The organism is Listeria innocua, assembly GCF_028596125.1.
Classification (GTDB): Bacteria; Bacillota; Bacilli; order Lactobacillales; family Listeriaceae; genus Listeria; species Listeria innocua.
In genome coordinates this window covers 2,395,081-2,407,951 of sequence record NZ_CP117229.1, presented here as the reverse complement: position 1 = coordinate 2,407,951, position 12,871 = coordinate 2,395,081, and the positions used below count along the sequence as shown (strand labels likewise).

At 38.2% G+C, this 12,871-nt stretch carries 11 protein-coding genes; 10 read left to right on the top strand and 1 reads right to left on the bottom strand.

From position 1 onward, the window contains the following. The first annotated feature begins 29 nt into the window (after nt 1-29). From trxB to PQQ29_RS12500, 9 genes are all read left to right on the top strand, one after another. Nucleotides 30-989: a thioredoxin-disulfide reductase gene (gene trxB, locus PQQ29_RS12540; RefSeq protein WP_003772358.1), complete on the top strand. Its 960-nt coding sequence runs from the start codon at nt 30-32 to the stop codon at nt 987-989. A gap of 115 nt (nt 990-1,104) precedes the next feature. Continuing rightward, a complete protein-coding gene (galE, locus tag PQQ29_RS12535; protein WP_041918407.1) occupies nt 1,105-2,088 on the top strand; it encodes a UDP-glucose 4-epimerase GalE in 984 nt (327 codons plus the stop codon). Between the two features lie 15 nt (nt 2,089-2,103). Continuing rightward, on the top strand, nt 2,104-3,165 hold the full coding sequence (locus PQQ29_RS12530; RefSeq protein WP_010991303.1) for an aldose epimerase family protein: 1,062 nt from the start codon (nt 2,104-2,106) through the stop codon (nt 3,163-3,165). Nucleotides 3,166-3,209: 44 nt separating this feature from the next. After that, nucleotides 3,210-4,940 carry a phospho-sugar mutase gene (locus PQQ29_RS12525; RefSeq protein ID WP_010991302.1) on the top strand — a complete coding sequence of 577 codons (1,731 nt, stop codon included), beginning with the start codon at nt 3,210-3,212 and terminating at the stop codon, nt 4,938-4,940. 108 nt (nt 4,941-5,048) lie between these two features. After that, nucleotides 5,049-5,924 (top strand): RNase adapter RapZ, encoded by an 876-nt coding sequence (gene rapZ, locus PQQ29_RS12520; protein WP_003763899.1) that lies wholly within the window; start codon nt 5,049-5,051, stop codon nt 5,922-5,924. A 1-nt stretch (nt 5,925) separates the two neighbouring features. Continuing rightward, entirely contained in the window at nt 5,926-6,894 is a 969-nt protein-coding gene (locus tag PQQ29_RS12515) for a YvcK family protein (protein ID WP_003768284.1), read from the top strand. 7 nt (nt 6,895-6,901) lie between these two features. Continuing rightward, a complete protein-coding gene (whiA, locus tag PQQ29_RS12510) occupies nt 6,902-7,873 on the top strand; it encodes a DNA-binding protein WhiA (protein WP_003768282.1) in 972 nt (323 codons plus the stop codon). Nucleotides 7,874-7,898: 25 nt separating this feature from the next. Next, entirely contained in the window at nt 7,899-8,915 is a 1,017-nt protein-coding gene (gene namA / locus PQQ29_RS12505; RefSeq protein ID WP_070752463.1) for an NADPH dehydrogenase NamA, read from the top strand. 239 nt (nt 8,916-9,154) lie between these two features. After that, entirely contained in the window at nt 9,155-10,546 is a 1,392-nt protein-coding gene (locus PQQ29_RS12500) for a branched-chain amino acid transporter BcaP (protein ID WP_010991299.1), read from the top strand. Between the two features lie 50 nt (nt 10,547-10,596). Here PQQ29_RS12500 and clpP read toward each other — a convergent pair whose 3' ends face one another. Beyond that, nucleotides 10,597-11,193, bottom strand: coding sequence for an ATP-dependent Clp endopeptidase proteolytic subunit ClpP (clpP, locus tag PQQ29_RS12495; RefSeq protein WP_003768278.1), 597 nt, complete (start codon nt 11,191-11,193; stop codon nt 10,597-10,599). Between the two features lie 157 nt (nt 11,194-11,350). Here clpP and PQQ29_RS12490 point away from each other — a divergent pair, with 157 nt between their 5' ends. Continuing rightward, complete coding sequence (locus tag PQQ29_RS12490) at nt 11,351-12,787, top strand: lytic polysaccharide monooxygenase (RefSeq protein WP_187983861.1); 1,437 nt, start codon at nt 11,351-11,353, stop codon at nt 12,785-12,787. Nucleotides 12,788-12,871 lie beyond the last annotated feature (84 nt).

Sequence of the window (12,871 nt, the reverse complement as noted above, 5' to 3'; positions counted from 1 at the left end):
GTATACACATTAATGAGGAGGGCAAAAGGATGGCTAGTGAAGAAAAAATTTATGATGTGATTATTATTGGGGCGGGACCTGCTGGAATGACAGCGGCTTTATATACTTCCCGTGCAGATTTAGATACATTAATGATTGAACGTGGTGTACCAGGCGGACAAATGGTAAATACAGCAGAGGTAGAAAATTACCCTGGCTTTGACAGTATTTTAGGACCAGATTTATCCGACAAGATGCTTAGCGGGGCGAAACAATTCGGCGCTGAGTACGCTTATGGTGATATTAAAGAAGTAATTGACGGCAAAGAATTTAAAACTGTAACAGCAGGATCAAAAACGTATAAAGCCCGTGCGATTATTATTGCAACTGGAGCTGAACACCGTAAACTTGGCGCAGCTGGTGAAGAAGAGCTTAGCGGACGCGGCGTTTCTTACTGTGCAGTTTGTGATGGAGCATTCTTTAAAAATCGAGAATTAGTCGTTGTTGGTGGCGGTGACTCGGCAGTTGAAGAAGGAACTTATTTAACTCGTTATGCAGATAAAGTAACAATTGTACACCGTCGTGATAAATTACGTGCACAACAAATTCTACAAGATCGTGCTTTTAAAGATGAAAAAGTTGATTTTATTTGGAATAACACGGTAGAAGAAATTATTGGCGATGGCAAAAAAGTTACTAGCGTCAAACTCGTTTCTACTGTTGACGGTTCTGAATCAATTATGCCAGTTGATGGTGTCTTCATCTATGTTGGTCTTGTACCACTTACGAAAGCATTTTTAAGTTTAGGTATTACTGATGAAGAAGGATATATCGTAACAGACGAAGAAATGCGTACGAATCTTCCTGGTATTTTTGCAGCAGGGGATGTACGTGCGAAAAGCTTACGCCAAATCGTTACAGCTACAGGCGATGGCGGACTTGCTGGACAAAATGCGCAAAAATATGTAGAAGAATTAAAAGAAGCTTTGGAAGCAGAAGCAGCTAAATAATAAAAAAACAAAAATGGATCTAAAGATTATTTATCTTAGGTCCATTTTTTTGCGTGACTACCTTGACCTGGGTAGTGTAAAATGAAATACAAAGACTAGTTAGGAGAGATAAATGATGAGTATTGTTGTACTTGGTGGAGCGGGCTATATTGGTTCTCATGCTGTAGATGAGCTGATTAATCGAGGTTATGAGGTAGTTGTGGTAGATAATTTAAGGACAGGTCATAAGGAATCTATTCACAAAAAAGCAAAATTTTATGAAGGTGATATCCGGGATAAAGCTTTTTTAAGTACTGTTTTTGAAAAAGAATCTATTGATAGTGTGATTCATTTCGCCGCGAGTTCGCTTGTTGGTGAATCAATGGAAGTTCCTTTAGAATATTTGAATAATAATGTTTACGGTACGCAAGTTCTTTTAGAAGTTATGGAACAATTTGGCGTTAAACATATTGTATTTTCTTCTAGTGCTGCGACATACGGGGAACCAGAGCGAGTTCCAATCACAGAAGATATGCCGACAAGTCCAGAAAGCACTTACGGTGAGACAAAGCTAATTATGGAAAAAATGATGAAATGGTGCGATAAAGCTTACGGAATGAAGTTTGTCGCGTTACGTTATTTTAATGTCGCTGGTGCTAAAGCGGATGGATCAATTGGTGAGGATCATAAACCAGAAACTCACTTAGTACCGATTATTTTACAAGTTGCTCTTGGTCAACGAGAAAAATTAGCAATTTATGGTGATGATTATAATACACCTGATGGTACATGTATTCGTGATTATGTCCAAGTAGAAGATTTAATTGATGCGCATATCCGCGCGCTTGAATATTTGAAAAAAGGTGGAGAAAGTAATATTTTCAACCTCGGCAGCAGCAATGGCTTTTCAGTGAAAGAAATGCTTGAAGCAGCTCGAATTGTAACTGGTAAAGAAATTCCAGCTGAAGTGGTACCGCGCCGGGCTGGTGACCCAGGGACGCTTGTTGCTTCTAGCGATAAAGCGCGTGAAATCCTTGGCTGGCAACCAACGTATACGGATGTAAAAGATATTATTGCTACTGCTTGGAACTGGCACGTGTCACATCCAAATGGCTATTAATAACTACGAAAGAATGTGGTTTATATCAAAGTATTAAAAGAACATTTTGGACGGTTGGAAGAAAATGATGTATGGCAATGGACGTTAATAAATGACCATGGGATGAAAATGAGCGTTTTAAATTATGGCGCAATTGTTACTTCTATTGAAACAAAAGATAAATTTGGTGAATTTGCTAATATTAGTCTAGGATTTTCGAATTTAGAGGATTATTTAGCATATTCGCCGTACTTCGGTGCAACACTTGGTCCGGTGGCTGGGCGTATCACTAAAGGTCAATTTTCTTTGGACGGTAAAAAATTTCAATTAACGCAAAATGAAGGCGCTAACCATCGTCATGGCGGGAAGCTTAATTTTAGTAAAAAGCTTTGGGATGTTTCGGTCGAAGAGAACTTAGATGAAGTGATTATGACGTTTACATACCACATGGCAGACGGCGAAAATGGCTATCCCGGAAATATTGATGCTACAATGACTTATACACTGAATAATAAGAACGAATGGCTAATTCACTATGAAGCAAAAACGGACAAACCAACTATTTATAATCCAAGCAATCATATTTATTTTAATTTAACAGGCGAGGCTGGTACAGATGTGGTATCGCACCATCTTTGGGTAAGTAGTGAGGCGTTTCTGCCAATAAATAATGAATCTTTGCCAACTGGAGCCATCGCGCCGACAGAAAATACTATTTTTGACTTGCGAGCGGGTCGTGAAATTGCTGAGATTACTAGGAGTCAAGACCAACAAATAAAACTAGTTGGTGGTGGACTGGATCATGCCTTTATTCTAAAACATGAAAACGGGCGACCTGATGCGGTGTTGCTTGATACCCAGTCGGGGCGGCGAGTAGAAATGGAAACAGAAGCGGACTCCGTGTTAATTTACACGGCTAATAGTCTAGCTGGCAACTTTTCTATTCAAAACAAACCAGTACCGAAATATGCGGGTATCACGATGGAAACACAAGGATTGGTGGATGCGATTAATCATGAAGGATTCGGCAATATCATTTTAAGACCAGATCAACCATTTAAATCGAAAACAGCTTTTCGTTTTGCGGTTGAAAGCTAAGAATGATAAAAATGAAAGTAGCATAATGTGAAGGAGTGTCGGGAATGAACTGGCAAGAGGAATACCAAAAATGGATTACAAATAAAGAACTAGATGAGTCGCTAAAAAAACAATTGGTAGATATAGAAAAGAATGAAAAAGAATTAGAAGATAGTTTTTATCGTAATATGGAATTTGGTACGGCGGGGATGCGTGGCGTTCTAGGTGCTGGAACAAATCGGATGAATATCTATACTATTCGAAAAGCATCACTTGGTTTGGCACAATTTGTAGCTGAAAACGGTGAAGAGGCTAAGAAACGCGGAATTGTTATTGCTTACGATCCTCGTCATATGTCGCGTGAATTTGCCTTTGAGTCAGCGGCGGTTTTAGGGCACCATGGTGTTAAAAGTTATGTGTTCGATGCGCTTAGACCAACACCGGAACTTTCTTTTGCAGTTCGATTTTTAAATGCATTTGGTGGGATAGTAATAACGGCAAGCCATAATCCACCAGAATATAATGGCTATAAAATTTACGGAGAAGACGGTGGCCAAATGCCGCCAACTGGTGCAAGTGCCGTAATAGATTACATAAGTGCCGTGGAAGATATTTTTTCTGTAGAAGTAGCAGACCAAGACGAATTAATTGAAAAAGGTTTACTTGAAATAATTAGTGAAAAAGTAGACCGTCCTTATTTGGAAAAGTTAAAAGAAGTAATTGTTAATAATGAGTTGGTGCAAGAACGTGGTAAGGATTTGAAAATTGTTTTCACGCCATTACATGGTACAGGTGGGATTTTAGGGGTTCCTGCGCTTGAAAGTGTCGGCTTCACGAATATCGTTAAAGTAGAGGAGCAATTTGTGAACGACCCTGATTTTGGTACTGTAAAATCACCTAATCCAGAAAACAAAGAAGCATTTTCGCTCGCAATTGAATATGGCAAAAAACATGATGGCGATATATTAGTAGGAACTGATCCGGATGCTGACCGTTTAGGAGTTGCAGTACGGAATAATGACGGGGAATATGAGATTTTATCCGGTAATCAAATTGGTGCGATAATTTTACATTACTTGTTAAAACAAAAGAAAGCGCAAAATGAACTACCAGAAAATGCGGCTGTTTTAAAATCGATTGTCACAAGTAATCTTGGGACGGAAATCGCGAAACACTTTGGTGTACAGATGATTGAAGTTTTAACAGGGTTCAAATTTATCGCGGAACAAATCAAGCATTTTGAGGAAACAGGGAAGCATACATTTGAATTTGGTTATGAAGAAAGTAATGGTTATATGGTTAAGTCGTTTACTCGTGATAAAGATGCTATTCAGGCAGTTCTCGCGATTTCTGAAGTGGCACTTGTGAGCAAAACGGAAGGGCGGACTTTGCTAGAAGAGTTAGAACAAATTTATGCTGAATTTGGTTATTATAAAGAAGATTTAGTTTCGCTCACTTTAAGTGGAAAAGATGGATCAGAGCGCATTAAAGAAATTACAAGTGGCTTTAGAGAGCAACTTCCTACAAGCATGGGCGGTTTCCGAATTGAGCGCGCGGAAGATTATTTAAGAAGCGAAACTACTTGGATTGAAACAGGTAAAACTGAAGAGATTCAATTACCGACCGCAGATGTAATTAAATGTTATTTTGAAGATGGTTCATGGTTCTGCTTGCGTCCATCAGGCACCGAACCGAAAATCAAATTCTATTTTAGCATTCGCGGTGAAAATGAAGCAGAAAGCACGCAAAAACTTGAAAAAGTAAAAGCTGATTTGATGCAATATATCGAAGCTTAAAAAAGAAAAATCCCGGAAACTCTATTTAGAGACTTTTCCGGGATTTTCTAGTGGGAAGTGTGCTAAAATGAAAGGTAGATATTATTTGTGCGAAAGGATGAGGCGTATATGGCTTCTAAACAATTAAAATTAGTAATTATTACTGGGATGTCTGGGGCAGGGAAAACAGTTGCAATGCAGTCTTTAGAAGATCTCGGTTATTTTTGTGTAGATAATTTACCGCCAAGTTTACTTCCAAAATTCTGGGAGTTAATGAAAGAAAGCGATAAGATGGATAAAATCGCGCTCGTAATGGATCTTCGTGGTCGTGAGTTTTTCGATTCGATTGAACCAGCGCTAGATGAACTAGATAATACCAATTTTATAACAACGAAAATCCTCTTTTTAGAGGCTGATGATAAGGTACTTGTTTCGCGTTATAAAGAAACTCGTCGCCACCATCCACTGGAGCCTAATGGGTCTGTGCTTGATGGAATTAATGCTGAGCGTGAACTGCTTAGTGATTTAAAAGGGCGCTCACAGTTAGTAATTAACACTTCCAATATGGCGCCGCGTGAACTTAGAGAACGAATTAACAATGAATTTCAAACAGAAGACAAGGATGTTTTCAATGTCCAATTAATGTCGTTTGGTTTTAAATATGGTATTCCAATTGATGCAGATTTAGTATTTGATGTTCGTTTCCTACCAAATCCGCATTATATTGATAAGATGCGCCCACTGACAGGGCTTGATGAAGATGTTTATGAGTACGTGATGAAATGGCCGGAAACAATGGCCTTTTTAGATAAATTAGTTGATTTATTAATGTTTACTCTTCCTTTTTACAAACGAGAAGGAAAAACGCAGCTTGTGATTGCAATTGGATGTACGGGAGGACAGCATCGTTCTGTTGCTTTAACAGAATATGTTGGTAAAGCAATCCAACAAAAATATGAAACAACGATTTCACACCGAGATATGAAACGTAGAAAGGAACGCTAATATGAGCAAAGAAACGAAGCCGAAAGTAGTCGTTATAGGCGGCGGAACAGGTCTCCCAGTCGTTTTAAAAGGGCTTAAGAAAAAAGAGATTCATTTAACAGCGATTGTTACAGTTGCTGATGATGGCGGTAGTTCTGGTAAAATTCGCGAACAAATGGACGTTCTTCCTCCTGGAGATATTCGTAACGTCATGCTTGCTTTATCTAATGTTGATCCGCGTGTAGTAGACTTGTTCCAATATCGTTTTGCTGTAGATGGGGATTTATCAGGTCATGTGATTGGTAACTTGATTTTGACGGCATTATCGCAACTTAATGATAGTTACGTTGATGCAATAAATGTTCTTGCTACCGTACTAAAAATTCGTGGTAAAGTCATTCCAGCAACCGACCAACCACTTATTTTAAATGCAGAAATGGAAGATGGATCAATTGTCCACGGCGAGTCGCTTATTCCACTTCAAGGCAAACATATTAACCGAGTATTTATAGAACCAGAAAATGTGAAACCATATCCAACAGCAGTAGAAGCAGTCAAAGAAGCAGATTTGATTGTTATTGGTCCTGGAAGCTTATATACAAGTATTTTACCTAATTTATTATTAGAAGAATTAGCTGATGAAATTACAGCAAGTAAAGCCCAGAAAGTATACATTACGAACATTTTAACGCAAATTGGGGAAACGGACTTTTTCTCAGACGCGGATCATATTAAAGTCATCCACGAACATGTTGGTAAATCTTTTATCGATAAAACATTAATTAACACTACAACTGTTCCAAAAGAATTACTATTTCCTGAAGATGTGGCGCAAGTGGAGCATAATGCGGAAGAAATGGAAAAACTTGGAGTAGAAGCTATTTATCAAGATTTTCTTTCTACAGAAGATGGCCTTGTGCGCCATGCAGCTGATAAGGTGGCGGATGCGCTTTTAGCAATGTTGCCTAATAAAAATAATGAAAAGGAGTGAGTAAGCCATGTCATTTGCATCGGAAACGAAGAAAGAATTAACCCATATGGACGTAAGTGATAGCGATGCAAAAGTGGAACTCGCAGCTTTTATTCGAATGAATGGCGCAATCTCGTTTTCGAATCAATTAGTTATAATGGATGTCCAAACAGAGAATGCAGCTATAGCTAGACGAATGTACCAATTACTAAAAGATTTGTATGAAGTGCCAATTGAACTTCTAGTACGTCGTAAAATGAAACTGAAAAAAAATAATGTCTATATTGTGCGATTAAAGTCTGGCACGCGAGGGATTTTAGAAGATTTACGAATTCTTGAACCTCCAATGACGTTTACGAAGTCGATTGATAGGGGATTTGTTAAGAAGAGGAGCGCCAAACGTGCTTATTTACGTGGAGCCTTTTTGGCAAGTGGATCAGTTAATAACCCGGAAACTTCATCGTATCATTTAGAAATTTTTTCTGTTTATGAGGAGCATAATGAGGCGATTTGCGCTTTAATGAATCAATTCGACCTCAATGCGCGAACCCTTGAACGGAAAAACGGTTTTATTACCTATTTGAAAGAAGCGGAAAAAATCACGGAATTCTTAAGTATTATTGGTGCAACTAGTGCGCTTCTTCATTTTGAAGATGTTCGGATTATGCGCGATATGCGAAATTCAGTGAATAGGTTAGTTAACTGTGAAACAGCGAATCTCAATAAAACTATTAACGCTGCTGTAAGGCAAATTGATAACATTAAGTATATCCAGTCGACAGTTGGACTTGAAGCTTTACCAGAACGACTGCGTGAAATTGCCGCGCTTCGGATTGCAAATGAAGATGTTACTTTAAAAGAGTTGGGTGAAATGCTAACAACTGGCCAAGTAAGTAAATCAGGCATTAACCATCGTCTTCGCAAACTGGATCAAATTGCAGAACGACTCAGAAGCGGTGAAACTCCAGCGCAAGTAGGGTTAAAAGTTAGCAATAGTTAATTAAAAGAAAAGGATGCGAATTAGAATGTCAAAATTATTTTCAGAATATAAATTAAAAGATGTAACGCTAAAAAACAGAATTGTTATGTCGCCAATGTGTATGTATTCAGTAGAAAATAAAGACGGGATCGCAACAGACTTTCATTTTGCGCATTACGTTTCAAGAGCAGCTGGCGGTACCGGCCTTGTAATATTAGAGGCTACTGCGGTTCAAGAAGTAGGTAGAATTTCTGAATTTGATTTAGGCTTATGGAATGATGAGCAAGTTCCAGCTTTAAAACGTCTAGTAGATGGACTTCATTATCACGGGGCAAAAGCAGGCATTCAATTAGCGCACGCTGGTCGAAAAGCTGTTTTACCAGGCGAAATTGTGGCCCCTTCTGCAATTCCTTTTGACGAAAAATCTGCTAAACCAGTAGAACTTACGAAAGAAGCAATTAAAGAAGTTGTCGCTGATTTTAAACGGGCAGCGTACCGGGCTAAGGAAGCTGGCTTTGATGTAATCGAGATTCACGCAGCGCATGGTTATTTAATTCACCAGTTCCTTTCCCCAATTTCAAACCGTCGCGAAGATAATTACGGGGGACCTGCTGGCAATCGTTATAAAATTTTAAGTGATATTATTAAGGCAATAAAAGAAGTATGGGATGGACCGATTATTGTTCGAGTTTCCGCTACTGATTATGCACATGGCGGCTTGCAATTAGAAGACCATATTCCTTTTGCCAAATGGATGAAAGCAGATGGCGTGGAATTAATTGATGTAAGTACAGGTGGTTTAGTCAACGTAGCACCACCAGTTTTCCCGGGTTATCAAGTACCGTTCGCTGATGAAATTCGTCGCGGGGCTGGTATTGCAACAGGAGCACTTGGGCTTATTACACGAGGCGAGCAAGCGGAAGAAATTTTATGCAACGAACGAGCAGATTTAATTATCGTCGGTCGTGAATTATTACGAAACCCTTATTTTGCTAAAGAGGCTGCTGAAACGTTAGGTGAAACAATCGAAGCACCGAAACAATATTCACGAGCTTGGAAATGATTAATAAAGCTTGAAGACGACAAGTTGTGGTCTTCAAGCTTTTTTATTTAAACTGATTGAATGTAAATGTAATTTCAAGTAATACAACACTAAAAAATTTTTTACATTTTAAATAAAGTTATACATATGTGGTATATTTTTCAGTGTGTTTGTGGTAGTATGAATAATAGTTTTCTAGTTAGTTTAAAAATACACAAATAAATTAACTGAAAATTGGAATATAAGTAGGAGGGATTTTTATGACGAAAGTTAATTCTTTTTTCAGAAAAAAGAGTTTTCATAACCCAGCGACAGATAAACATCATTTAAACAAAACTTTAGGCGCATTTGATTTAACAATGCTTGGAGTTGGAGCGGTTGTTGGGGGTGGGATATTCATTCTTCCAGGACAGGTAGCTTCTGTCATAGCGGGACCAGGAATTATTATTTCATTTATTATTGCAGGCATTGCTTGTTGTTTGGCGGCTCTTTGTTATTCGGAATTCGCTTCAAAACTGCCAGTCGCGGGTAGCGCTTATACATACAGCTATCACGTATTTGGAGAAGGAGTAGCGTGGATTCTTGGCTGGTCGCTTATTTTGGAATACGGACTTGCGGTAGCAGCGATTGCAAGTGGTTGGTCATCTTATATGAAGAGCTTGCTAGCGGGTTTTGATTTACACATTCCAACAGCTATATCTTCCGCTTATAACCCAAGCGCAGGTACTTACTTTGATTTACTCGCTTTTGTAGTAGTTATGGTTATTGGAATTTTACTTAGTTTTGGTATTCGCGAATCTACGAGAGTAAATAATATAATGGTGTTAGTAAAAATTGCAGTTGTTGTTTTATTTATTATCGTAGGTGCATTCTATGTGAAGCCAGATAATTGGACGCCGTTTTTACCATTTGGAGTGCAAGGTGTAATTACGGGAGCTTCTACCGTTTTCTTTGCTTATATTGGTTTTGACGCCGTATCTAGCGCAGCGGAAGAAGTAAAAAATCCGCAAAAAAATATGCCAATCGGGATTATCGCTTCCTTGGCAGTGTGTACGTTGCTTTATATTTTATTATCAGCAGTTCTAACCGGCGTTGTTCCGTACACTGATTTAGTTGGAGTTAGTGCACCAGTTGCTTTTGCGCTTCAAGCGATTAATCAAAACTGGATTGCAGGCTTGCTTTCAGTTGGAGCAATTGTTGGAATGACAACAGTAGTGCTTGTTATGTCTTACGGCGGAACTAGATTATTGTTTGCAATGGGACGTGACGGACTACTACCAAAATCTTTTTCAAAAATCAGCAAGAACGATACGCCAGTTAGAAATACGATGATTTTTGCGACAGTAATGGGCTTGATTGCCTCAACAGTACCAATGGAAGATTTGGCACAATTAATTAATATCGGCACGTTATTTGCTTTTGCGATGGTTTCAGTCGGAATTTTCTTCTTACGTCGCAACCCTGAGCTTAATCAAAAAGGCTTTAAGACACCGTTTTATCCAGTGGTACCAGCACTTTCGTTTTTACTTTGTGTATACTTAATGCTTAATTTATCTAAAACAACTTGGATTGCGTTTGGTGTTTGGTTTGTACTTGGAATTATTGTTTATACATTCTATGGAAGAAAACATTCTGCTTTACGTTTAAAATAAGGCAACAAAAAAAGTGGGCTTGTAATTTCAAGCCCACTTTTTTTATTTAATCAGCCTTTTAAGCCAGATTTGTTAACGATGATGTCATCAATTAAACCGTAATCTTTTGCTTCTTGAGCAGTCATGAAATTATCACGATCGGTATCGCGAGCGATTACTTCATAAGGTTGCCCAGTTTTTTCAGCCATAATCGTATTCATACGTTCTTTGATTTTTAGAATATGACGAGCAGCAATTTCAATTTCAGTTGCTTGACCTTGAGCTCCGCCTAGTGGTTGGTGAATCATGATTTCTGCATTTGGTAAAGCGAAACGTTTACCATTTGCACCGGCTGTTAGTAAGAATGAGCCCATTGAAGCAGCCATCCCCATACCGATAGTTTGCACGTCAGCTTTAACGAAATTCATTGTGTCGTAAATTGCCATCCCAGCTGAAATACTACCTCCTGGAGAGTTGATATATAAGAAAATATCTTTTTCAGGATCTTGTGCATCTAAGAATAATAATTGGGAAACAATTGAGTTAGCAACATTATCATCAATTGCAGAGCCTAACATAATAATTCTGTCTTTTAATAAACGAGAATAAATGTCGTATGCGCGTTCACCGCGGCTAGTTTGTTCAATTACTGTTGGAATTAAGTTCATATCAAGATTCCTCCTGTTAAATTGTATATTTTAATTTAGCTTTGTTTATATCATACACGAATGGTCAAATTAGGTCAAATGATAAAGTTTGGAGCAAACTATTTTTAAAAAAATTAACAAAAAGGTATAATGAACTATACTGAAAGGAAGGTGCACCATGAATAAATTTTCAAAAATTGGAATGTTTTTTGTTGTTGCAATATTATCTGTCGTGCTTTTCGAAACAAATGCCTCTGCTCACGGATACATATCTAAACCAGCGAGTCGGGTATATTTAGCTAATCAAGGGATTAATACGGGAGTTGGGGCAGCACAGTACGAGCCACAAAGCGTAGAAGCACCAAAAGGTTTTCCAGCAAGTGGCCCTGTTGATGGCAAAATTGCAGGCGGAGGAAAATACTCACTGTTAGATGCTCAAACACAAGATCGATGGGCAAAAGTAGATGTAGAATCAGGCCCATTAACTGTAGAATGGACTTTAACAGCGCCACATAGAACAAGTAGTTGGGATTATTTTATTACCAAAAAAGGTTGGGATCCAAATAAACCTTTAACACGAGCAGACTTTGAACCGTTAGCCACAATTACAGCTGATGGTAGCGTACCAGATAGATTATCAAAACAAGAAATAACTATTCCAAATGATCGTTCTGGTTATTATGTTATCTTAGGTGTCTGGTCTATTGCGGATACTGGAAATGCATTTTACCAAGTTATCGACGCAAATATCATTAATTCTGATATTGAACCAGTTTTAGACAATGAAGCACCTACTGAACCGACTAATTTAACAGGAACAACCACTGCTAAAAAAGTAAGTTTAACATGGACTGCTTCTAAGGATAACGTAGGAATTAAAGGATATGAAATTTTACGTGATGGAAAAGTAATCGGGGAAAGTCAAGTTGTCGCATACGAAGATACAACTGTAAAAGACAATACAACCTATACATATACAGTGCGCGCAAAAGATTTTTCTGGTAATACATCTTCACTTAGTAACAGCGCTAAATTAACAACGAAAGAAGCACCAGCCGTTGATAAAGAAGCTCCAACAGCACCAAAAGGTTTAATGTCACATGCACAAACAGACACTACTATTGCACTTTGTTGGCAAGCCTCAACGGACAATGTTGAAGTGAAAAATTATGAACTATATCGAAATAATACGAAAATCGCAACAACGACTTCCACGATGTTTGAAGATACAAAGCTAGCAAGTGACACAAGTTATAGCTACAAAGTATATGCAGTTGATACATCAGGTAATCGTTCACTAGTAAGTAACGAAATCACAGCCAAAACTAAACCACTAGACCCAATGAATACTTGGAAAGCTGATCGAATTTATAATGCAGGCGATCAAATTTATTATAATGGGATAGCTTACACAGCGAAATGGTGGACTAAAGGTAACGCACCAGATACGAGCGATGTATGGAAATCAAACAGCACCGAATTGCCAGTTTGGAACACCCAAAAAGCCTATAATGGCGGAGAAAAAGTTTCATACAATGGTAAAATCTACCAAGCAAAATGGTGGGTACGAGGTGAAAAACCAGATAGTTCATCTATTTGGATAGCGGTAAATTAACTATTGAAGCCAGCGAATCTTAGGATGCGCTGGCTTCTTCATTCAAAATAAAGCTTGTAAAAACATACGAATTTCGCTATAATT

Bases quoted from the DNA above. Each gene is read 5' to 3' on its own strand.
- trxB (WP_003772358.1), top strand. From the start codon at position 30: ATGGCTAGTGAAGAAAAAATTTATGATGTGATTATTATTGGGGCGGGA.
- galE (WP_041918407.1), top strand. From the start codon at position 1,105: ATGAGTATTGTTGTACTTGGTGGAGCGGGCTATATTGGTTCTCATGCT.
- PQQ29_RS12525 (WP_010991302.1), top strand. From the start codon at position 3,210: ATGAACTGGCAAGAGGAATACCAAAAATGGATTACAAATAAAGAACTA.
- rapZ (WP_003763899.1), top strand. From the start codon at position 5,049: ATGGCTTCTAAACAATTAAAATTAGTAATTATTACTGGGATGTCTGGG.
- PQQ29_RS12515 (WP_003768284.1), top strand. From the start codon at position 5,926: ATGAGCAAAGAAACGAAGCCGAAAGTAGTCGTTATAGGCGGCGGAACA.
- whiA (WP_003768282.1), top strand. From the start codon at position 6,902: ATGTCATTTGCATCGGAAACGAAGAAAGAATTAACCCATATGGACGTA.
- namA (WP_070752463.1), top strand. From the start codon at position 7,899: ATGTCAAAATTATTTTCAGAATATAAATTAAAAGATGTAACGCTAAAA.
- PQQ29_RS12500 (WP_010991299.1), top strand. From the start codon at position 9,155: ATGACGAAAGTTAATTCTTTTTTCAGAAAAAAGAGTTTTCATAACCCA.
- clpP (WP_003768278.1), bottom strand. From the start codon at position 11,193: ATGAACTTAATTCCAACAGTAATTGAACAAACTAGCCGCGGTGAACGC.
- PQQ29_RS12490 (WP_187983861.1), top strand. From the start codon at position 11,351: ATGAATAAATTTTCAAAAATTGGAATGTTTTTTGTTGTTGCAATATTA.